The 20,467-nt window shown below is 68.7% G+C and carries 26 protein-coding genes; 9 read left to right on the forward strand and 17 right to left on the reverse strand.

What is annotated here, in order from left to right; translation table 11 throughout:
* Window positions 1-14 precede the first annotated feature (14 nt).
* The 6 genes from NOCA_RS12505 to NOCA_RS12530 are packed head-to-tail and all read right to left on the reverse strand — an operon-like array spanning window position 15 to window position 4,706.
* Window positions 15-869 (reverse strand): SDR family oxidoreductase, encoded by an 855-nt coding sequence (locus NOCA_RS12505; RefSeq protein WP_011755633.1) that lies wholly within the window; start codon window positions 867-869, stop codon window positions 15-17.
* A gap of 22 nt (window positions 870-891) precedes the next feature.
* Window positions 892-1,533, reverse strand: a complete 642-nt coding sequence (locus NOCA_RS12510; RefSeq protein ID WP_011755634.1) for an NAD(P)-dependent oxidoreductase — start codon at window positions 1,531-1,533, stop codon at window positions 892-894.
* 30 nt (window positions 1,534-1,563) lie between these two features.
* Window positions 1,564-2,499, reverse strand: a complete 936-nt coding sequence (locus tag NOCA_RS12515; protein WP_011755635.1) for an NADP-dependent oxidoreductase — start codon at window positions 2,497-2,499, stop codon at window positions 1,564-1,566.
* A 55-nt stretch (window positions 2,500-2,554) separates the two neighbouring features.
* Window positions 2,555-2,908 (reverse strand): DoxX family protein, encoded by a 354-nt coding sequence (locus tag NOCA_RS12520; protein WP_011755636.1) that lies wholly within the window; start codon window positions 2,906-2,908, stop codon window positions 2,555-2,557.
* Window positions 2,909-2,953: 45 nt separating this feature from the next.
* Window positions 2,954-3,991, reverse strand: coding sequence for an LLM class flavin-dependent oxidoreductase (locus NOCA_RS12525; RefSeq protein WP_011755637.1), 1,038 nt, complete (start codon window positions 3,989-3,991; stop codon window positions 2,954-2,956).
* Between the two features lies 1 nt (window position 3,992).
* A complete protein-coding gene (locus NOCA_RS12530; RefSeq protein ID WP_011755638.1) occupies window positions 3,993-4,706 on the reverse strand; it encodes a TetR/AcrR family transcriptional regulator in 714 nt (237 codons plus the stop codon).
* Between the two features lie 122 nt (window positions 4,707-4,828).
* Here NOCA_RS12530 and NOCA_RS12535 point away from each other — a divergent pair, with 122 nt between their 5' ends.
* Together NOCA_RS12535 and NOCA_RS12540 are read left to right on the forward strand one after the other, a co-directional pair.
* Window positions 4,829-5,611 (forward strand): maleylpyruvate isomerase family mycothiol-dependent enzyme, encoded by a 783-nt coding sequence (locus NOCA_RS12535; RefSeq protein WP_011755639.1) that lies wholly within the window; start codon window positions 4,829-4,831, stop codon window positions 5,609-5,611.
* Window positions 5,612-5,748: 137 nt separating this feature from the next.
* Entirely contained in the window at window positions 5,749-6,201 is a 453-nt protein-coding gene (locus tag NOCA_RS12540) for a hypothetical protein (protein WP_041546513.1), read from the forward strand.
* A gap of 128 nt (window positions 6,202-6,329) precedes the next feature.
* On the opposite strand, the gene NOCA_RS12545 is transcribed toward NOCA_RS12540, so the two are convergent.
* Complete coding sequence (locus NOCA_RS12545; RefSeq protein WP_041546514.1) at window positions 6,330-7,109, reverse strand: GTP pyrophosphokinase; 780 nt, start codon at window positions 7,107-7,109, stop codon at window positions 6,330-6,332.
* 40 nt (window positions 7,110-7,149) lie between these two features.
* On the opposite strand from NOCA_RS12545, the gene NOCA_RS27965 reads away from it, so the two are divergent.
* From NOCA_RS27965 to NOCA_RS28455, 3 genes are read left to right on the forward strand one after another with little or no spacing between them, the layout of a single operon-like run.
* The gene (locus tag NOCA_RS27965; protein ID WP_049774338.1) at window positions 7,150-7,362 is read left to right on the forward strand and encodes a hypothetical protein; all 213 of its coding nucleotides are present in this window, start codon (window positions 7,150-7,152) and stop codon (window positions 7,360-7,362) included.
* Window positions 7,359-7,592: an aldehyde dehydrogenase family protein gene (locus NOCA_RS28450; protein WP_274378278.1), complete on the forward strand. Its 234-nt coding sequence runs from the start codon at window positions 7,359-7,361 to the stop codon at window positions 7,590-7,592. The genes NOCA_RS27965 and NOCA_RS28450 overlap by 4 nt, the downstream gene beginning before the upstream one ends.
* Complete coding sequence (locus tag NOCA_RS28455; RefSeq protein WP_049774341.1) at window positions 7,589-7,909, forward strand: aldehyde dehydrogenase family protein; 321 nt, start codon at window positions 7,589-7,591, stop codon at window positions 7,907-7,909. Before NOCA_RS28450 ends, NOCA_RS28455 begins: the two co-directional genes overlap by 4 nt.
* 33 nt (window positions 7,910-7,942) lie before the next feature.
* Here NOCA_RS28455 and NOCA_RS12555 read toward each other — a convergent pair whose 3' ends face one another.
* The 3 genes from NOCA_RS12555 to NOCA_RS12565 form a co-directional block, all read right to left on the reverse strand.
* Complete coding sequence (locus NOCA_RS12555) at window positions 7,943-8,575, reverse strand: NAD(P)-dependent oxidoreductase (RefSeq protein WP_011755642.1); 633 nt, start codon at window positions 8,573-8,575, stop codon at window positions 7,943-7,945.
* Window positions 8,576-8,707: 132 nt separating this feature from the next.
* On the reverse strand, window positions 8,708-9,154 hold the full coding sequence (locus tag NOCA_RS12560) for an alcohol dehydrogenase catalytic domain-containing protein (RefSeq protein WP_011755643.1): 447 nt from the start codon (window positions 9,152-9,154) through the stop codon (window positions 8,708-8,710).
* A 45-nt stretch (window positions 9,155-9,199) separates the two neighbouring features.
* The gene (locus NOCA_RS12565; protein WP_011755644.1) at window positions 9,200-9,571 is read right to left on the reverse strand and encodes a DoxX family protein; all 372 of its coding nucleotides are present in this window, start codon (window positions 9,569-9,571) and stop codon (window positions 9,200-9,202) included.
* Between the two features lie 104 nt (window positions 9,572-9,675).
* On the opposite strand from NOCA_RS12565, the gene NOCA_RS12570 reads away from it, so the two are divergent.
* Window positions 9,676-10,359 (forward strand): TetR/AcrR family transcriptional regulator, encoded by a 684-nt coding sequence (locus tag NOCA_RS12570; RefSeq protein ID WP_197687766.1) that lies wholly within the window; start codon window positions 9,676-9,678, stop codon window positions 10,357-10,359.
* A gap of 342 nt (window positions 10,360-10,701) precedes the next feature.
* Here the strand turns inward: NOCA_RS12570 and NOCA_RS12575 are convergent, their stop codons facing one another.
* Window positions 10,702-11,268: a class I SAM-dependent methyltransferase gene (locus tag NOCA_RS12575; protein ID WP_238383470.1), complete on the reverse strand. Its 567-nt coding sequence runs from the start codon at window positions 11,266-11,268 to the stop codon at window positions 10,702-10,704.
* 466 nt (window positions 11,269-11,734) lie between these two features.
* Between NOCA_RS12575 and NOCA_RS12580 the strand changes: the two genes are divergently transcribed.
* A complete protein-coding gene (locus NOCA_RS12580; RefSeq protein WP_011755647.1) occupies window positions 11,735-11,971 on the forward strand; it encodes a hypothetical protein in 237 nt (78 codons plus the stop codon).
* Window positions 11,972-12,068: 97 nt separating this feature from the next.
* Here the strand turns inward: NOCA_RS12580 and NOCA_RS12585 are convergent, their stop codons facing one another.
* From NOCA_RS12585 to NOCA_RS12610, 6 genes are all read right to left on the reverse strand, one after another.
* Window positions 12,069-13,022 (reverse strand): alkylmercury lyase family protein, encoded by a 954-nt coding sequence (locus tag NOCA_RS12585; RefSeq protein WP_011755648.1) that lies wholly within the window; start codon window positions 13,020-13,022, stop codon window positions 12,069-12,071.
* Complete coding sequence (locus NOCA_RS12590; RefSeq protein ID WP_011755649.1) at window positions 13,019-13,426, reverse strand: MerR family transcriptional regulator; 408 nt, start codon at window positions 13,424-13,426, stop codon at window positions 13,019-13,021. Before NOCA_RS12590 ends, NOCA_RS12585 begins: the two co-directional genes overlap by 4 nt.
* Window positions 13,427-13,948: 522 nt before the next feature.
* Window positions 13,949-14,779: a cytochrome c biogenesis CcdA family protein gene (locus tag NOCA_RS12595; protein ID WP_011755650.1), complete on the reverse strand. Its 831-nt coding sequence runs from the start codon at window positions 14,777-14,779 to the stop codon at window positions 13,949-13,951.
* A 97-nt stretch (window positions 14,780-14,876) separates the two neighbouring features.
* Window positions 14,877-15,860, reverse strand: coding sequence for a c-type cytochrome biogenesis protein CcsB (gene ccsB, locus NOCA_RS12600; RefSeq protein WP_011755651.1), 984 nt, complete (start codon window positions 15,858-15,860; stop codon window positions 14,877-14,879).
* The gene (gene resB / locus NOCA_RS12605; protein WP_140404099.1) at window positions 15,857-17,350 is read right to left on the reverse strand and encodes a cytochrome c biogenesis protein ResB; all 1,494 of its coding nucleotides are present in this window, start codon (window positions 17,348-17,350) and stop codon (window positions 15,857-15,859) included. The genes ccsB and resB overlap by 4 nt, the downstream gene beginning before the upstream one ends.
* A 101-nt stretch (window positions 17,351-17,451) precedes the next feature.
* Window positions 17,452-18,036, reverse strand: a complete 585-nt coding sequence (locus NOCA_RS12610) for a TlpA family protein disulfide reductase (protein WP_011755653.1) — start codon at window positions 18,034-18,036, stop codon at window positions 17,452-17,454.
* Window positions 18,037-18,192: 156 nt separating this feature from the next.
* Here NOCA_RS12610 and NOCA_RS12615 point away from each other — a divergent pair, with 156 nt between their 5' ends.
* Together NOCA_RS12615 and lnt are read left to right on the forward strand one after the other, a co-directional pair.
* The gene (locus NOCA_RS12615) at window positions 18,193-18,774 is read left to right on the forward strand and encodes a TlpA family protein disulfide reductase (RefSeq protein ID WP_041546515.1); all 582 of its coding nucleotides are present in this window, start codon (window positions 18,193-18,195) and stop codon (window positions 18,772-18,774) included.
* Window positions 18,775-18,828: 54 nt separating this feature from the next.
* Window positions 18,829-20,436 (forward strand): apolipoprotein N-acyltransferase, encoded by a 1,608-nt coding sequence (gene lnt / locus NOCA_RS12620; protein WP_140404098.1) that lies wholly within the window; start codon window positions 18,829-18,831, stop codon window positions 20,434-20,436.
* Window positions 20,437-20,467 lie beyond the last annotated feature (31 nt).

Genomic DNA, 20,467 nt, shown 5'->3' on the forward strand with positions numbered 1-20,467 from the left:
CGACGGCTGAGTGGTCAGACCCACGTGCGCAAGGTAGTCGCCAGGGGCTCGGTGGGGTGACCGATGAGGCGGGCGAGGTCGCCCGGGGTAGGTGCGAGGGCGCCGTCGCGCATGTTGCCGTGGAGGGCGACCATGAAGCCGGCGGTCCCCTCGTCGAGACCGAACGCGAGCATCTGGTCGTGCTCCTGCTCGGGGGTCAGTGCCTGGTAGCGCACGGGCTGGTCCAGCACCTGCCCGGCGACGCCGGCGAACTCTTCGTAGCTCCATGCGGTGTCACCGGAGAGCTCGTAGGCCTGCCCCTCGTGACCGGTGCTGGTCAGCACCACAGCGCCGGCTTCGGCGAAGTCCTTGCGGGGTGCGGTCGCGAGACGCCCGTCGCCGACACTGTTGGCGATGACCCCCTGGTCCCGGGCGGCAGCGAAGTCCTGCTGGTGGTTCTCGGTGTACCAGCCGTTGCGCAGGAAGGTCGCCGGGATGCCAGAGGCGGTGATGAGCTCCTCGGTGGCCTTGTGCTCGGCAGCGAGGCCGAGGATGGTGGTCGGCGCCTGCAGCGCGGAGGTGTAGATCATGTGTCCGACGCCGGCGCGGCGGGCTGCCTCGATGGCGTTGCGGCGCGGTCCGAGGGCTTGCCCGGGTGCCCCGACGGAGATCAGCAGCAGCCTGTCGACGTCGGCGAGTGCGGCTGTGGTGCCCTCGACGTCGTCGAGGTCGAGAGCAGCGGTGCGCACTCCTCGGTCGGCGAGGGCGCTGAGGCGATCGGCGTTTCGACCGAGGGCGAGGATGTCGCCTGCGGGGATGCCGCGCCCGAGGAGCGCGTCGATGGTGAGGCCGCCGAGCTGTCCGGTGGCGCCGACGATGGCGATGGTCATGAGTTGAGTTCCTTTGTAGTTGTCAGTTGCTGATGGCGGGGGCGCGGTGGACATAGGTGGTGTCGTCGACCTGCCCAGCGGTGAAGGCGGCGATGTCGGCGCGGCCGATGGCGAAGCCGAGCTTGTCGGTGCCGAAGAACCCGACCCGGGGGGTGCCCTTCTTGGGGGTGTCCTTGGGGGCGATGAAGCGGACGATCGTCCAGTCGAGGTTGGACGCCATGACCAGGTCGGTCATCCCGGTGATCTCGTCGTAGGCGCGCCGCATGAAGGTGCGAGGCATGAAGGTCGTGAACCTGGTGACCAGCGTCGGCCGCTCGCGTGGGTCGAGGATCGCCGGGGTTGCGTGACCGACGTAGCGCCGTACGCCGTGGCGCCCCATGGCATCAAGGATGTGGCCGATGCCCACGACGAGGGGCAGCCCGGTCGCTGTGCGTTCCATGCTGGGGCCGAGCGCACTCACCACGGCGTGAGCCCCGAGGATGGCGGTGTCGATCGCGGCGGCATCGTCCAGCTCGCCGATGACGACGCGGACCCGGTCGGCCCAACCGGGCGGGACCTTGTCGGGGTTGCGGGCGTAGGCGGTGACGGTGTGGCCTCGGTCGAGCAGCTCAGTGACGGTGAGTGATCCGATGGCGCCGGTGGCGCCGAAGACGGTCACGTTCATGAGTTGGAGCTCCTGGTTTCGTGTAGGTGTTCAGCGGGTGATGAGGACCTTGCCGAGGGTGCCGTCGGCGAAGGCCGCGAACGCCTCGGGCGCGCGCCCCAAGGGGATGGCGGTCTCAACGTTGACGCGGAGCTCACCCCTGGCTACCCGCTCGAGCAGCGCCGCGAGCTTCTCGGCGGTGGCGTCGGCCATGATCGTGGCGACGGTGACGTCGTCGCGGCCGAACTGCTCGGCGCTCGCACCGAGGGTCGAGGCTGCGGCGCCGCCGGGCTTGAGGACGGTGGCGAGCGCGCTGGGGTCGCCGGCGGCGTGCACGATCTTGTCGACGCCCTGCGGCGCGATGGCCTCGATGGCGGCGGCGACGTCGCCGGTGTAGTCGAGGGTGTGCGCCGCGCCGAGGCTGCGGACGTAGGCCTCCTCCTGACCGGGCTGGGCGGTCCCGATGACAGTGGCACCGGCTGCCGCTGCGAGCTGGGTGGCGATGGAGCCGACGCCCCCGGTGGCTCCGGAGACGAGCACCGTCTCACCGGCCTGGATGTCGAGTGCCTCGAGCGCGTCTGAGGCGGCGACGCCGGCCAGGCCGATGACGGCAGCCTGCTGGGAGTCGACTCCGGACGGGACAGCGGTGACGGCGGTGGCGGGCAGCGCGACGTACTCGGTGAAGCTGCCGGTCCTGGGGCCGAGCGCCATGCCGGGGAAGACGGCGGTGACCCGGTCGCCGACCGCGACGCCTTCGACGCCCTCACCGAGGGCGGTGACGGTGCCGACGAGGTCGCGGCCGAGCACGACGGGGAACTCGATGCCGGGGATCATGTCCCAGACGTAGCCGGCGGTGACCGACAGGTCGAATCCGTTGACCGAGGCCGCCTCGACCTCGACGAGGACCTCGCCGGCGGTGGGCTCGGGAGTCGGCAGGTCCTGGACGGTGGGCTGGGTGTCGCGGGCGGTGATGGCGAATGCCTTCATGGTGTTCCTCCTGTGGATGGGTGGATCGGGTGGTGGGTCGGGCAGGGATGGATGTTCAGGCGGTGACGATGCGCAGCACCAGGACTGCGACCGACAGCACGAGCGGGACCAGCGGCATGGCCAGGCCCTTGGTGTCGCCGACGCGCAGGTGGCCGCCCATGGCACCGAGGAAGTAGGCAGTCAGGCCGGCCGCGGCGGCGATGCCGAGGGGCTCGAGCCACAGACCGGCGACGATGCCGATGGCACCGGCGACTTCGAGGGCGGCCAGGACGGGGATGTAGCGCATCGGGACGCCAACGGTCTTGTGGATGCTGGTGACGACCTGCTCGTTCTGGCGCAGCTTCATTGCCGCGGAGTTGACGGCGAGGAAAGCGAGCAGGACGGTGGCGATGACGAGGGCGATGAACATGGTTCGTTTCCTTCGGTGGAGGGGACAGCTGGTGGTGTGGCCGGCCTACTGGCCGAGCTCTTTGCGGATTTGGGGGAGCACCTCAGTGCCCAGGAGGTCGACGCTCTTCAGGAAGTCGGCGTGCGGCATGCCGCCGACGTCCATCTGCAGGATCTGTCGGTCGTGGCCGAGCAGCTGGTGGAGGTGCAGGATGCGGTCGGCCACCTCGTTGGGTCCACCGGCGAAGACCATGCCGCCGGGCTCGACTGCTGCCTCGCGACCCGGGAGCGCCATCGCGGGTCGGCCGACCTCGGCTGCGCCGGTGGCCATCATGCGGCGCTCGTGCTCGAGGTAGGTGGCCTTGGCCGCCTTGTTGTCGGTGCCGACGAACCCATGGACTGCGACGGCGATCCCGGCCTCCTCCGCGGGGTGTCCCATCTGGGCCCAGGCGTCGCGGTAGGCGTGGCCGTACTGGGCCCAGTGCTCCGGGGTGCCGCCCAGGATTCCGAGGAACATGGGGACACCGAGCTCGACGGCGCGACCGACCGAGCTGGGGCTGCCGCCGGTGCCGAGCCAGATCCTCAGTGGCTGCTCGGGTCGGGGCACGATCAGGACGTCGGATAGCGGCCGCTGCCGGTGGGGCCCGTTCCAGGTGACTCTCTCCTGGGCGTTGAGCGCGAGCAGCATCTCGAACTTCGAGGCGTAGAGCAGGTCGTAGTCGGCCTCGTCGTGGTCGAAGAGCGGGAACGTGATCGCCGAGGATCCCCGGCCGGCAACCGCCTCGATACGGCCGGGCGCAATGGCGGCCGCGGTGGAAAGCTGCTGGAAGACCCGGACCGGGTCGTCGGTGGACAGCACGGTCACGGTCGTGCCCAGCTTGATGCGGCGGGTCGAGGCGGCCGCGACGTTGACCATCGCCGTGGGGGAGGACAACGGCATCGAGCGGGTGTGGTGCTCGCCGAAACCGAAGAAGTCGAGCCCCACCTCCTCGGCCAGGTGGACGGCCTCGAGGACGTCGCGAATGGCCCGTGCGGTGGTCCCGTAACCGCCGTCGGCGGTACGAGGGGTGTTTCCGAACGTGTAGACGCCGAGCTCGAACGTCATCTCAGTTGCCCTTCTCGGGAGTGGACGGGGTGGTGCTCTGCGGGCAGACCGGCTTGCTGCCCTTGGTCTTGCGGGTGCCGGCACCGAGGCGGTGCTCGCTGTTGCGGCGCATCGCCTCCTCGGTGGCGGAGGCCTGGGGGGCCGCCGGGCCGTCGGTGGCGGCGGAGGCCCGCAAGCCGTCGAGGACCAGGTGGACCAGCCGCGCCGACGCCTCGTCGGAGATGTCGTGGGCGCGCTCGACGAGGCCCGCGTTGGCCATCAGCAGGAGTACGACGTCCTGGGTGGTGAAGTCCTGGCGCAGGACGCCTGCGGACCGGGCGCGGTCGACGAGCGTGACGAGACCCTGAAAGGCACGAGCCCTGAAGGCCTCGATCTCCGGTGCTCGGGTGACGTCCATGGTCACCAGGTCCGCGATGCCGCGGTCACGGGCCTGCATGAGACCCACCGCGGTGACGTATGAGGCGAAACCGTCCCAGGGGTCGGGCTCGGCCAGTGCTGCCTCGACCGCGTCCAGCTCCTCGGCCATGCGCTCCGCGAACACCGCAGCGATCAGGTCACCCCGCGTGGGGAAACGCCGGTACAGCGTCGCGTTGCCCGTGCCCGCCTGACGGGCGATGTCGTCCAGCGGTGCGTCCAGACCCTGCTCGGCGAACACGGCGCGGGCGGCCTCGACGATAGCGGCCCGGTTGCGGGCGGCGTCTGCTCTCAGCTCCATGGACACCAGAACATAGCAAGAGTGGGGACTATTCCCCACTTTTGTCGTAGAGTTCCGTCCATGACCCACCACGTTGCTCGTCCTGCACCGTTCGACCTCGACGACCCGAACGGTGGCCGGCGATGAATCCCACCGCACGCGACTCCTCGGCAGCCGCGCACCTCACCGCGTTGGGCTCGTCCGTGCGACAGCTCCGCGCCGTCGTCGAGCCGCTGGGGGGCGACGACCTGACCAGCGGTGCCTACACCAGCGAGTGGAGCGTCGCGGACGTGCTGTCACACCTCGGCTCCGGGGCAGTCATCAGCATGCGCCGCCTCGAGGACACGCTCGCCGGTCGGCCGACACCGGACGACCACGCCCCAGGAGTGTGGGAGGAGTGGAACGCCAAGACGCCGATGCAGCAGCGGAGCGACGCGCTGGAGGCGGACACTCGGCTCCTGACCAGTCTGAAGCAGGTGCCGCTGGATTCCCTTGATGAGCTCTCGTTCCCGATGGGCCCGATGACGTTGACGTTCACCGACTTCGTCGCGATGCGCCTCAACGAGCACGTCTTCCACACCTGGGACATCGCGGTCGTGACCGAGCCGTCGGCGACCCTGCTTCCGGACGGCGCAGCGCTGGTGGTGGACAACCTCGGCCTTGTCGCGCGCTTCACCGCGCGGCCCACCGGCGACACCTGCACCATCACCGTGCGCACGTCCGCGCCCACGCGCACGTTCTCGGTGGACCTGACCCCGGATGCCGCTGCCCTGCGCACGGTTGACCCCGAGGTTGAAGCCGAGGTGGAGCTGCCGGCAGAGGCCTTCGCACGTCTCGTCTACGGCCGCCTGGACCCCGACCACACGCCGCCTGGCCAGCACGGCGACGCGCTCGACCAGCTGCGGCACGTGTTTCCGGGCCCATGACGCCCCGCGGCTGGAATCGGTGGTCGGGCCCCGGCCCGCGGGGCGCGAACGCCGCTCCTGGCAGGAGCGAACGACCGTGGACACGACTCGGCATCATCTCGATCGCGGCTCATCTGGGTTATGAGCTCGCTGCCGGCGTGGCGGTGCCGCTCGCGCCCCACGTCGGGGTGCGTGCCGGGGTGGCGGCCTTCGCGGTCCCCGCTGCCGCTGCCTACGCGCCGGCCGGCCGGCTGCCCAGTCCACGCGGGGACCGCACGTACGCCATCGTCAACGGGCTCTTCCTGGCGGCCGTAGTGGCGCACTACACCAGCTGGCCACGTGTCTGGCGCGCCGGAGTGCCGTGGCTGACCGAGTGCGAAGGGCTCGACGGCCCCGTGATCGGCCCGTACAACGTGATCCTGCAGGTCTCCGCCGTGGCGGCGGTCGCCGGACTCGTGGAGAACCGGAGTCGGTGGCGCTGGGGAGTCGTCACAGTACTGATGGCAGCGCCCGTCCTGCGGTGGGCCACGCCTCGGGAGTACGCCAGGCTCTTGCAGCAAGCAGCGGAGCACCCACGGCGGTGGAACCGGCGGCTGGCGGCACAGGCGTAAGAGCTGCGAGAGTCGCGAGGGTTGCCAGCCCCGCGAAGCCAATGCGAAGGCCCGGGCGGAGCCGGGCCTTCGTGTACGAACACTCTGAGTTGCGAGTGTCAACCAAACGCGGGGCAGTCCCGGACGGTTCAGCCTCCTGGTGGGGATTTCCGTGCTGCGGAGATGAAGCTCAAGAAGTCAGACACCGTCTGGTCGGTGATGACGTCGTCAGCGAGCCCTGTGTCCGCGAGGTCCTGGACCTCCCCCGAGAGCCTCTCCATCTCGCGGTCCAGCTCGGCGGCCGTCGCTGCGGCGTCCCGAAGACCGACCCGGAGCTCGTGGGGTACTGAGCGGTCGTACTTGTAGAAGATCTTGTGCTCGAGGCTGGCCCAGAAGTCCTGGGCGATCGTGCGGAACTGCATCTCCACCGGGACGAGCACGGTCTCACCCGACAAGAACACCGGGATCTCGACGATGGCGTGCAGCGAGCGGTAGCCGCTCGGCTTGGGGTCAGAGATGTAGTCCTCGAGCTCGACCAGTCTGATGTCGGCCTGGCTGCAGAGCACCTGCTGCACGCGATACACGTCGCTCGTGAAGCTGCACACCACCCGGACCCCGGCGATGTCGCGGACGCCGTCCCGCAGCTCAGCGAGGCTCGGGCCGCAACCCTGTTTGCGAGCCTTGGCCACCACGCTCTCGGGGCTCTTCAAACGGCTGATGATGTGTTCGATGGGGTTGTACTGATGGAGGAGGCGGAACTCGTCCTGCAGGATCGAGACCTTGGTCTCGATCTCCATGATGGCGAACTGGTACGTCGCCATGAACCTGGTCACATCTTTCCGTGCCGACCTGAGATTTGTGAGTGCATCACCTAGTCCGAGAGGCTCGGCCGACGAGGGGTCCGAGCTTGGATGATGCGCGTCGTCCACATCCGAAGGCTACGCCAGGCCTCGCAGCAACAGGGGGAGTGTGCACGATGTCGGCCGGCACCGCGCGACCGCTCTTGTCGGTGCTCCTCAGCTTGTCCACGCCGGCTTCGTCGACAAGGGTCACGGCTCCACCCCCGTGTCGATGCTCAATGACGTGAACCTGATCGAGCGCGAGCCTGATGGCATCATCATCCCCTGGAACGGGCCTCTGTTCGTCATCGGATTGGCGGTCGTTCCGGCCCTCGCCGCGTGAAGTGCTGTGGTCCTCAAGCTCCCGGAGCTCGCGACGTCCTGGTGCAACACCTCGACATCCGGAAGATCCACTTCGCCGGTGGCGGTCCGACGGCTCGCAAGATCACTGTCGCCGCTTCCGCCAACCTCACCCCGGTCGCCACCGAGCTCGGGGGCAAGTCGGCCAACCTCGTGTTCGCCGATGCGGATCTCGACGCCGCAGCGCAGCTCACTGCGTTCCAGGGCCGTTGAGTCAGAGCGGGCAAAGCTGCGCTTGCGGTAGCCGGATCCTGGTCCAGGACGGCATCTACGACGCGTTCGTGGAGAGGCTCATCGCCGCCGTGGAGTCAGCTTCGGTCGGCGATCCCTTTGATCCGTCCGTCCTGGTCGGCCCAGTCATCACCAAAGGCGCAGCTGATCGGATCATGGGCATCATCGACCAGGCAGGCGATGAGAAAATGGGCGAGCTCGTCATGGGCGGCAAGCGACTCTCGGGCGACCTGAAGGATGGCTTCTTCATCGCCCCGGCCGTCGTGCCCCGAGCGAAGCGTCGCGCAGGAGCCGAGTAGCGGCTGGCCCCGGTGTCGCGAGGGGCAACACACTCAGCGGTCGGCGAGGATCGGCGCCTGACAGACCCAGGTGGCGTCTTCTGCTTCACCGATGAGAAAGTCTGCGAGGGACGTTCGGGAGAGACGCAAACCTCCCGAATCGCCGATCTGTCGCGCGCGGGCGGGAGCGTCGAGGGGCTTGTCGTGGAGAAGGGGCAACCTGACGATGGTCCAGTCAAGGGTCGAGGCGCGGACGACCTCTGCCATGGCGACGATGGCACGATAGGCCGGACCTGCTCCGTACCGGATGCCGGTCACGAGCGCCTTGATGCGCAGGTCACGACGGTCCGCGGGGTCGGGTGCCGAGGGCGTCGAGGTTGTGACGAGTCGGCGGGTGCCGGCCTCGGTCATCTGATCGATGATGGTCTGCATGCCCGGCACGAGCGGCGCGATGCTGGCCTTGTCCCGTCCGGGACCGAGGAGGCTGATGACAGCGTCTGCACCGGTGACCGCCGTACGGACGGCGGCGGCATCGTCGAGCTCGCCGACCACCACGTGCAGTCCCGGCAGCTCGTCGAGCTTGGCCGGGTTGCGGGCGTAGGCGGTGACCCGGTGGCCCTGGTCGAGGGCGCGGCGGATCACGAGCTTCCCGGCCGGTCCGGTGGCACCGAAGACGGTGATGTGCATGGTTCTCCCGGTGGTCTTTGGTACTTCTCTACGAGGAGTCAGTTGGTCGTGATGACGAGTTTGCCGAGGGGCCCGGCGGTGACTCGGCGAGCGCGGCCGGGGCCTTGTCGAGGGGGAAGGACTCTTGGATCGTCAGGTGGGTGACACCGTCGACCTGGTGGGTGGCGGCGCGGACCAGGATGGTCGGATCGGGGTTGGCGTAGATGCCGATGACGATCGCCTCTGGGTGGGCAGTTGTTCGGGGGAGCCGATGAGCGTGGAGACGAATCGGCCACCGGCGCGCGCGGCCGGGAGGTGGGCGCCCGGGTCTCCAGCGAGGTGGAAGGCGACGTCCACACCGTCGGGGTGGGTCTGTCGGACGGCTTGGACCACGTCGCCGGTGCCGGCGAAGTCCTTGCCCAGGACGACCGGGAACCGGTGCTCCATCCCGTTGAGGTAGCTGTTGGCGACCGCGACATCGAAGCCGTTGACCGAGGCGGCATGGACGCGGACGTGCACCTCACCTTCGGCGGGCTCCGGTACGTCGAGGTCGGCCAGTTCGGGGGTGTTGCCGAAGTCGGTCAGGACGAATGCGCGCATGTCAGGTCTCCTTCGTCGAAATCGATCGGCGGGTCCCGCCAGGGGTCAGAACGAGTACGGACCGAAGCGGCCCCAGGCCACGAAGGCGGCGACGATGAACAGGGCCGCGTTGAAGGCGATCGCGCCGGGTTCGTGACGTCGGCGGTGGGTGTCGGCCGCGAGCAGCATCACGACGGCCAGGCCAGCGGCAGCCAACGGTGTGAGGACCGGCGCGATCTCGGTGGCGGCCGGCAGGATCAAGCCGATCGCAGCGAGTAGTTCGATCACACCGATGATCCGCACGGTGCCGGCCGAGTAGTCCTCCACCCACGGCAGGCTGGTGGCCAGCTTCTCCTTCGGCTGGCTGGCCTTCATGACGCCGGCCATGGCGAACATTGCGGCGAGGACGATCTGGAGGACCCATAGAAGAACGTTCATCAGTCGGTGTTGTCTCTCTTGCTCAGGCGGAACGGTCGCTCCACTTGCATGGCAATCTATCAGACAAGTGAAGTTGCTGTTCCACTTGCGCGTAGAGTAGGGCCATGTCGCGTGAGTCGGGTCCCGGACAGATGCACGTCGACGCTGAGAGGTGTCTGCGCGTCGATGCGGAGCGGAACCGCGAGCGCGTCATCCACGCGGCACGCGAGGTCTTTGCCGAGCAGGGGCTTGAGGCCTCGACCAACGAGATCGCCCGTCATGCCGGGGTCGGTGTTGCCACACTCTTCCGTCGTTTCCCGACCCGAGACGAGCTGGTCGCGGCGGCGTTCGCCGACAAGATGAACGCCTACGTCAGCGCCGTCGACGACGCGCTCGCCGACCCTGATCCATGGCATGGCTTCTGCGCCTACATCGAACGCGTCTGCCGCATGCAGGCCGACGACCGCGGCTTCGCCGACGTCCTCACCATGACCTTCCCTACCGCCAAGGCATTCGAAGAGGAACGCAGAAGGTCCGCCGAGGCGCTGACCGAGCTGCTCGAACGCGCGAAAGCCACCGGCCGGCTCCGCGAGGACTTCGCCCACCAGGACGTGCCCCTGATCCTGATGGCCAACGCTGGCGTCGTCACCGCCACCAAGGACGCCGCCCCTGAGGCATGGCGTCGCTTCGTCGGCTACCTCATCCAGTCCTTTGCCGCCGAGGCCGCTCAGCCCCTCCCGGACCCGCCCACGCATCGTCAGATGTACCGAGCGCTCATGCGACTGACGAAGACATCAAGAAAAAGTTGACAGCTCAGTTGGGTCGCCGACCATCGCTGCCGGGGGACTCGTAGTTCCGTGGTTTGCCGAACACCGGTCGCACCCGCACGCTCAGTGGGCACTTCGACCCCGGCGGGGGAGGGCTGTCGCGCGTGCGTCGCGAACGTCGGAACGGGAGCATGAAACGAGGGCCCCGGCTCTGCCTTGGGGCCCTCGTCGTCGAACGATGAGTTCGAGCTCTACGTGCACAAGTGACTAGATGTCGTAATACTGACTGACTGACCCATTCTCACCTGCGCAAACGTCGATAATCTCCGGCCATTTGTACCACGCTTGTAGCGAGCGCGTCCTTCACTCGTATTGCGGTCGCCGTCACGCCGACGGTTCTCCTGCCTTGCGCGCGACGAGTCGCTCGACCAGACCCAGTTTGAACCGCTGCACTTGCTCGATCCGAAGCCCCCGTACTTTCACGTCGTCATGCGGGCGGCGCATGAAGTGCTCTCCTCCCAACGGCATCGTGACCAGTTCCAGCAGCCGCTGCACCCCGCGAGCGATGGCTGAGGTGCTCCGGACGTGGTCGACGAGGATCAGCTGGCCGCCTGGCCGCAGGACCCGGACCATCTCGTCGAGCGCTGTGTCGAGGTCCGGGATGGCGCAGAGCCCGAAGGTGCACACGACGGTGTCGAAGGACTCATCCTCGAAGGCCAGCGAGTGCGCGTTGCCCTGGCTCAGGTCCGCCGCTCTGCCTTGGTTCGCGGCGCGACCGCGCGCGATCTCGAGCATCGCGTCGCTTAGGTCGATGCCGGTCAGCCGTACTTCAGGTGGATAGAAGGAGAGGTTCAGGCCGGTGCCGATTGCCACCTCGAAGGTGTGACCTGAGGCTTGCGAGCAGGCCCACTGCCGCGAGTTGCCGAAAAGCACTCGGTCCCACATGCCCATCTCGCGGTCGTAGCCACGCGATTTCTTGTCCCAGTAGCGCTGCCACCTCGCTGGTTGGTATGCACTCTGTGTCATCGCACCGCACCCGCTTCGGTCATGTCTTCAGCACCCTACTTCCTCCTAGCGGCACGAAGTGCTTTGGGCGGGCTGAGCGCTCGGCTCCACAAGGCGGTGCAGGAGCGCACTGGGGTCGAGGCGAGGCGGGGCAGTGCCATGGTTTCCTCCGGTCCTTCGCGTGGGTGACCATCGGTCTGCCTGCTCATACGAGGGGTGGAGAACGTGCCAGCCATGCCTCCCGATGCGCCCCGGCGAAGTCTCGGCCCTCAACGTCGAGGACATCCTCTGTCAGTTGACCAGAGTCCTGATCAGCATCCGCCGGTCCAAGACCGACCAGTACGCGCGCGGCACTCGTCGGAGTGGCTCGCGATGACAACCTGCTGACGGATCGGGCGCACTGTTCACCCGCGTGTTCTGGCGCAACCACCCCACCGCCGAGCGCATCGGACCTCGAGCGATCAGCGGGACGGTCCAGGGGAGGGCCATAGCGGCCGGCTTCGTCGGCATCCCCGTGTCCGGACACTCGCTCCGGGCCGGCCACGCCACGACCGCCGCTGGCAACGGCGCCTCGATCGACCGCATCGCCGCGCAGGCCCGGCATCGCGACCTCGGCACCCTGCTCAACCACTACATGCGGCTGCACTGAGGCGATGGCCACCACCACCAGCCGGGACCTCGGCCTCTGAAGCGGAGTGCCGGAGCGCTCAGTGTCGATCCAGTACGCGATCAGGGTCGTGGAATGCTCAACGTCCCAGCAGCGGTTGGAACAGTCGGACGGCGAGGTCCAGCGCTTCGGTCCGATCGAGGATCTGCCCGGGGATGTGCGGGTTTGCCGAGGTCCAAGCTTGGGCTGCAGTGCGGTCGGTGAAGAAGTTGAGGTAGTCGCAGCAGCAGTCGGACGAGGGGCCCCCACCTGCAGTGGCGCCGACGAAGACGACCACCTGGTTCGGTTCCCACGTAGCGTCACCTGTTGTCATCGTCACGGTGATGGGTTCGCCGGACGTGACGTCGAAGGAGTCGATGCGGGTGTTCTGGCCGAGCATGGCCGAGATACCCAGTGCGTCGATGGCGCACATCGCGTGTACCTCGACCCGGTCTGCGATCCGGACCCGGTGTCGGGTAGGCGAGCTCGAGAACGGGTAGGCGACCGCGATGCCGCCGTCGGGGTCCAAGCGGATCGCGTCTGCCTCATGCAACGCGGACAACACCTCCGAGGTAGGTCGACCAGCTGCGGCGGTCACGGCGTCGAACTCGCTGGGGGCCGGGGGTCGTCCCCTCGCCGCGAAAGCGCGCAGGATTTCCTGGTGGACCGCCTTCTCGACGGGGTCGAGCGGGACCGCTCTGCTACGCCAGGCGCTCAGGACTTCGCCGGGCACTACCGCTGAACGCGCCAGCGCTGTTCGCTTCGCTTCGGCTATCGCTTCGCGCAGCTGGTCGACCGACGGCGCTGGGACGATCCGGCCTTCCTGATCGCGGTAGAGCCGGCACGAGACGCCGCAGTCGCATTGATCAGCCCATGCGAAGGGATCGGTCCCGTCGATCAGCAGCGTCGGCGACCCGTTCATTCCCAGTGTGGCCGCCTCAGTGTCAGTGGTGACCTCTCGTGTGGCGACCGGGAGGTCGGTGGCCTCGGCCAGCCGGTCCAGCATCGGCCGCACGTTCGGGCAGTCGGTCACGTGCAGCACCTCGAGCTTCATCGGACCACCTCTCGTGTGACTGTCAGAGCGTCGAGCAGAGCGCATGTGCGGTCAGCCCGGGGAAGTTCGCAGGTGTCCACCAGGGCGGTCAGCGAGTCGTGCATCCGTTGGAGATCGGAGATCCTCCGCTGCAGGTCGGCCCTGCGCTGCTCGGCCAGCCCACGAGCCGCATCGCAGCTTTCCGGGCCACCGGCATCGAGATGAAGCAGTTCATCCACCTCATCCAGCCTGAATCCCAGCTCTTGGGCGCGCTTGATGAACAGCAGCAGGCCAACGGTCGAGGACGGGTAGTCGCGATAGCCGCCCGGAGTGCGTGGTGGTTCAGACAACAGGCCGCGGCGTTCGTAGTAGCGCAGGGTCTCGCTGTTCACGCCGGCTCGATCCGCCAGTTCCTTGGTCCGCATGACTCCATCGTGAACCCTGTACCCAACTACGAAGTCAATCCCGACCCGGGGAACCGCCCAGCCGACTATCAGGACGGCTCGTGGTCTCGTTTCCACTGCGCCGTGACTGCACTCTTGTGGTGCACCCCGAACAGTCTGGCCGGGACCCACCACTTGACCGCGCGACCCAGTGTCGTGCGGCGGCACCAGCAGTCGGCATCGCACCCACATTCGCGGTTGCGCGGATTGTGCAGACGCTGGATCAGGCTTCGGCTCACCCTGTGGAGTCTAGGTCGCTCTGAGTTGAGCGAGACCCTCGGAAGCCTGGCGTCAGGCGGCTCCTCCGCGGAGCTGCCAGCTGACCACGGATGCGGCGAAGACCTCGTCGATGCCGATGCCGATCCGGTCGAGGGAGCCTGCGGCCAGACCAGCGGTGCGGACTGCGCGACCTTCCTCCAGGTGCCCTTCACCAAATCGGCCGGGGTATTCCGCGACACCCAGTTCCTTGCCACCGCTCCGGGCGAGGAATGCCGGGAGGCATGGTCAGATCGGCGTCTGCCAGTTGGCGACCACGCCTTGGAGGCGCGTCATCAGGTCCAGCCACAGCCCGCTGACCTGGAGTACCCCGAGCGTGACCATGACCAGCCCTCCGACCAGCATCACCGTGGAGGCGTGGCGGCGCGCCCATTGGAGCCGGCCCATCGCCCGCGAGACCGAGAACGCGGCGATGATGAACGGGATCCCCAGGCCGACGCTGTAGGCGAAGGACAGGAAAGCGCCGCGTCCGGCGCCGGCGCTGCTGGTGGCAAGGGTGAGCACGGCGGCGAGAGTGGGGCCGATGCAAGGGGTCCAGCCGAGTCCGAACATGACGCCGAGGAGTGGTGCACCGGCGAGCCCGGCGCGCGGGCGGTAGCCGAGCCGCAGGCTGCGACTGGCGATCGGCAGTTTCCAGAACAGGCCGGTGAACATCAGACCGAAGACGATGGTGAGCGCCCCCAGGACGCGGACCAGCGTCTCCTGGTGAGCGATCAGCAGGGAACCGAAGGTGCCGAACAGGACTCCGTAGCTGGTGAACACTGCGGCGAACCCGCCGACGAACAGGACAGCGCCCAGGACCACCCGACGTGTGCTGGGCGCGCGGGCGGTCGTGCGGGCCGCGGTCTTCGTCGCCCGGGGACCCTCCAAGGTCGTTTCGGTGGCGCAGGCATCGGTGGGCTGGCGGTTCTCCGCGCCGGACATCCCGGCGACGTATGACAGGTAGCCGGGCACGAGCGGAAGGCAGCACGGCGAGAGGAAGGACACCAGTCCGGCCGCGATCGCCAACAGTGCGGCGACCACGAGCGGTCCGGACATCACCAGGTCGCTGGCGTTCATGGCAACGATGGTCTCGGTCCTTTCCTTGTGTGGGCCGCGCTGTCCGCGGCGGATCTAGTGCGAAACCTAGGCCAAAGGCCTCGATCGATGGGGTGGGTCAGACGCCGGCGTAGGAGTGGAGTCCAGAGATCCACAGGTTGACGCCGAAGAAGTTGAACAGGAACGCGGCGTAGCCCGCGAGGGCGAACCAGGAGGCGCGGACGCCGCGCCACCCGGCGGTTGCCTGGGCGTGCAGGTGTGCGGCGTATAAGACCCAGGTGATGAACGCCCAGGTCTCCTTGGGATCCCAGCCCCAGTAGCGGCCCCAGGCGTTTTCGGCCCAGATGGCGCCGGCCATCACGGCGAAGGTCCAGATCGGGAAGGCGAAGATGTGGGCGGTGTGGGCGACCTGCTCCAGGGTGCGCGTGGTGGGGAGGCTGGCGGCGTAGCGTCCCCTGGGGGTCTGCGCGGTGCCGCGGCGCTCTTGGCGATGGCGGACCAGGAACAGGGTGGTCGCGACGGCGCCGACGGTGAAGACGCCGCCGCCGGTGATGGCGGCGGCGACGTGGATCAGCAGCCAGTAGGAGTCCAGGACCGGCACCAGCTCGCCGGCGGGGGCGTAGAGGACGGTGACGGCCAGGCCGAGGGCGAGTAGGACGATGGCCACGATCCAGACGCCGAAGGCCCGGACCGGGCGCCTGGACAGGAACGCCAGGTACGCCGCGCCGGCTGCGAGGGCGCACACGAGCACGAACTCGTACATGTTGCCCCACGGCACCCGGCCGGCCGCGAGACCCCGGGTGACCACGCCGCCGAGATTCAGCAGGAACGCCAGCACGGTCAGCGACGTGCCGAACGCGCCCAGCAGGCGGCTGCGGGATGGCGGGTCGGCGACCAACGTGCCGGTGTCTGCCTCCTGGGTGCCTGCCGCACGAGCGCCTTCCAGGCGTGCGCTTGCCACCCCGGCGCCGTCCATCTGGGCGCCTGCCATGCGTCCGGCGGTTTCGGCGGCGTAGGCCAGCATGGCCAGGGCGTAGACGGCGATGGCGGAGTACACCAGGCCGTTGGAGAGCTGGGCGAATGTCTGCTCGTCGAGGATCATGCGGAGGCGTCCTTGCTAGCGGTAATGGAGGGGTGGTCCGGGCCGTGCAGCGCGGCGACGAGGTCCTGGATCTCGTCGGGGGGAGGTTCACGGCGGGTCAGGGAGTAGCCGGCGACCTCGACAAGGGCCCCGCCGTCCTCGGTGGGGCGAACCCGCAGCCACAGCCGGCGGCGGCGGATGGCCAGTGAGGCGGTGAGGCCGACGAGGAGGACGACCGCGGCGGCGAGGGTGATCTCCTTGCCGGGGTCGTAGGCGATCTGGAAGTTGGCGAACCGGGACACGCCGTCGAAGGTGAGGCTGCCTTGACCGCCGGGAAGCCGCATGGTCTCACCGACGGACAGAGCCTGGCTGAAGGGCTTCCCGTTGCGGCGCACCTGGGTGAGCTCGTCCTTGTCGAGGGTGAACACCGACTGCGGGACGCCGTCGGCGAACCCGAGGTCGCCGGTGTAAGCGGTGAGGAACAGTTGGGGGTTCAGGGTGTCGGGGAACATCGAGTAGGGGCCTTGCGGGCCGACGTCGGCGGTGGGCAGGAAGAAGCCCTCGAAGGCGAGCTGGGTGGGCTGGGCGTCCGGCGCCTTGATCACGCCGTCGGAGGCGTAGCTGGTGTCCAGCGGCAAGAACTGCACCGGTCCGGTGAACACGGCCTTGCCACGCCCGTCGCGCACGGTGACAACGGGGGCGTATCCGTTGCCCGTGAGGAAGAACTTCGTCTCGTTGACGTCGAGCGGGTGGTTGGGCTCGACTGTGACGGTCTGCTCCTCACCGCCCCCGGCGCGGTAGGCGAGCCGGGCGGCGAACTGTGAGGGCTGACCGAGGTTGCGTCCGCTGGTCTGGTACGAGACGTCGAACTCCTCCAGGCGGAAGGCCAACGGCTCCAGGTCGTCCACGTCGGTCCACGCCGAGGGGGAGAAGGCGTCGTACTGGGAGAGGTCATTGGCGAAGGTTCCGCCCTCGGTGACCGCCACCCGGCCCTCGAACCCGACCAGCTTGCCGGCGGCGATGCCAACCAGGAGCACCAGCAGCGACAGGTGGAAGGCGAGGTTGCCGACCTCGCGCAGGTAGCCGCGCTCGGCCCGGACTTCATCACGGGAGGCGACGACGCGGAACCGGCCGCGGCGCAGGTGCGCCGCGGCGGTGGCGATGACCTCGGCCGGCTCACGTGTGGTTTCCCAGGCGCGGTGGCTCTCGAAGCGGGCCAGGTTCCGTGGGGCAGCTGGGGGAGCGCTCCGCGCGGACTGCCAGAGTCGACGGGATCGGGGCAGCACGCACCCGGTCATGGAAACCAGCAGCAGCACGTAGATGGCGGCGAACCACGAGGACGCGTAGACGTCGAACATCCCGAGCCGGTCCAGCCACGGCGCGAGTCGGGGATGCTCAAGGACGTACTGCTGCACCGCGGCCGGATCGGTGGCCACATTGCGCTGCGGAAAGACCGACCCCGGGATCGCGGCAAGCGCGAGCAGACCGAGCAGGACCACCGCGGTACGCATCGACGTCAGGGTGCGCCACGCCCAGCGCAGCCACCCCCACGACGGCGGCGCCTGCGCCGTGCCTGCTGGGGCGGCTTCCGTTGCCTTCGTCTTGACGTCAGTCACTGCCCGGCCCCCGATTCCGCTGCGGTCTCGGTGACGATCGTCGACAACGTCGAGTAGTCGACGGGGCCGACGATTCTGGCGGCGAGGCGACCTTGGGCGTCGACGACCATGGTGCTCGGCACTGCGCTGGGCGGCAGCGCCGGACCGAAGGCGAGCACCGCATCGGTCGAGGTGTCGGTGGTGATGCTGGGGTACTCGACGCCGTAGCTGTCCTCGAACGCCCGCGCCGCGGCGTCGTTGTCGCGCACGTTGATCCCGACGAACCGCACGCCCAGCTTCTGGGACTCCTCCGAGACCCGCTTCAACACGGGTGCCTCGGTGCGACACGGCGCGCACCAGGACCCCCAGACGTTGAACACGACCACCTTGCCGGCCAGGGAGGTGCTGTCGAAGCGACCGCCATCCAGCAGCTCGCCCGTGAACGGCTCGACCTGTTGTCGGTCTCCAGCGGCGATGACCTCGACGACCCCGTCGGTGGCGGTCGGGGTCCTGCCGTCGGCGGCGCAAGCCGACAGGGTCACAGCCACGGCAACCAGGCAGGCCAGGCCGCGCACCCGGGATCTCGACCGGCTGGTCCTCATGGTGGAGCTCCTCCAGGGCAACGGGGGTAGGGTGCTTCGGATCGCGCCGCAGCCGGGTCCTAATGTACGTAGTAGCAATCAGGTCCACCGCGCCGGCACCGGCGACCGAGACAGCAGGTAGGGAAAATGGGACGACCCAGCCGGGGCGGACGTGTCTTGACGGGGAGGGTCGCCGGGGTCGCGGTTGTCGCGCTGCTGACTGCGTGTGGCGCACCGTCCAGCGACGCGCCGGGCGAGGACTTCGCGGCTCCGCCGGTCGAGCCGATCGCAGTGGACGGTCTCGATCGCTGCACGGGGTTGGAGCGCGACGCCTCCGGCGACGACGACGCCGATCGGCTGCCAGAGGTGGACCTGCCGTGCCTCAACGAGTCGAGGAAGGTTGACGTCTCCCGGCTCGACGGCCCAGCCGTGGTCAACCTGTGGGCGTCGTGGTGTGGACCCTGCCGCAAGGAGATGCCGATGCTCGCGGACGCGGCCCGGCGCAACCCCGATGTCCGGTTCCTCGGCATCAACACCCAGGACCGTCCCGAGGCGGCCGCCGACTTCCTCGCCCGGACAGGTGTGACGTACCCACAACTCGTCGACATCGACGGGGTCGTGCTCGGCGACACCCGCGTCCCCGGGCTGCCGGTGACCCTCGCCTTGGATGCCGACGGCAGGGTCGTGGACCGGGTGATCGGCGAACTCTCCGGCGCGGAGCTCGCCACGCTGTTGGACTCGCTGGCAGAGCAGGAGTGACCGGTGCCACCCGCGCCCCCGACTTCCGTCTCGGCCCGGTCAGCCTCACCGGACGTGACGGCCCTCTGTCCCGTCTACCAGCCTCGACGCAGCAGCCGGCTCGCACGACTCGCGGGCGCATCGCTGGCCGGCATCGCCGCTGCAGGAGCCAGCGCTCCGTGGGAGCAGCGCTGGCTCCTACCGTTGGCGGTCGCTGCGCTGGTGCTCCTGCTTCAGCGAGTGTCCCTGCGCCAAGGGTTCCTCCTCGGGCTGCTGTTCGGCCTCGGCTACACGCTTGTCCTCACGGTGTGGATGCGGGCAGTCGGCACCGACGCCTGGCTGTTGATCAGCCCGGTGGTCGCCGCCTACTACGCCCTCGCGGGGGTCGGCATCGCGCTCGTGGGTCGGCTACGCGGCTGGCCGTGGTGGACCGCCTGCGTGTGGGTGGCGGTCGAGACCGCAATGTCGACCTGGCCTCTCGGCGGCTTCCCGTGGACCCGGTTGGCGTGGGCCACCGTGGACACCCCGTTCGCCCTGTGGCTGCCCTGGGTCAGCGCCACCGGCGTCAGCTTCCTGGTTGCCCTAACCGGCGCCACGCTTGCCTGGATGGTCCGTGAGGGCCGAGCCCGCCCCCTTGGAGCGGGTGCGGCCATCGTGGCCGCACTTCTGGTCGGCTCCGCGCCCGTCCAGTTCAGGCCCGATTCGTTGACCTCCTCCTGGGAAGCCGGACGGCCGACCGTGACGGTCGCCGCGGTGCAAGGCGACGTGCCCGGCGCCGGGAACGACCTGGTCGCCGTGCACGAGCAGGTCACCAACAACCACGTCCAGGCCACCATCAGCCTCGCCCAGCAGGTGCGGTCCGGCGATGTCGAACAGCCCGACTTCGTGTTGTGGCCGGAGAACTCCACCGCCGTCGACCCGTTCCGCGACGCGCAGACCAACTCAGGGATCTCCCGGGCCGTGTCGGCGATCGGAGTGCCGGTGCTGGTTGGCGCCATCGTCGACGGCCCTCGTCCGGACGCTGTGCTCAACCAGGGGCTGGTCTGGTTGCCGGACGGCTTGACCGAGGTCCGCTACACCAAGCGTCACCCGGTGCCGTTCGGCGAGTACGTGCCATTCCGCAGCCAGCTCTCCGGGCTCAAGATCGGGCGTCTGGACATGATCCCGCGCGACATGATCGCCGGCACGCGCACCCAGCCGCTCGACATCGCAGGCACCCGCGTCGTGGACCTGATCTGCTTCGACGTGGCGTTTGACGACTCCGTCACCGACCAGGTCCAAAACGATGGAGAGATGGTGACTGTGCAGACCAGCAACGCCACGTTCACCGGGACCGCGCAGCTGCAGCAGCAGTTCACCATCAGCCGGGCTCGGGCCATCGAGACCGGCCGCACCGTGGTGGTCGCCTCCACCAATGGCATCAGCGGCGTCATCGGCCCGGACGGCACCGTCCGCGACCGGCTGGCGCCCCGGACAACCGACATTGCGGTCGCTCAGGTACCCCTGATCGACGCACAGACGCCCGCAGTGCGCTACGGCTCGCTGATCCGACAAGTCCTGTCGCTGGCAGGTGTCACTGCTGTGATCGCTGCGACCGCAGCGGCCGCCGGACGCAGATTCCCGAGGCTGCGTCGCCTTGGCGGATGGCCTGCGCGCCGTAGCGAGCGAAAGCTAGGTCCTTGAAGGCAACAGTCCCAATCCCTTCCGGACGGGG

The sequence above is a fragment of the Nocardioides sp. JS614 genome (assembly GCF_000015265.1).
GTDB lineage: Bacteria > Actinomycetota > Actinomycetes > Propionibacteriales > Nocardioidaceae > Nocardioides.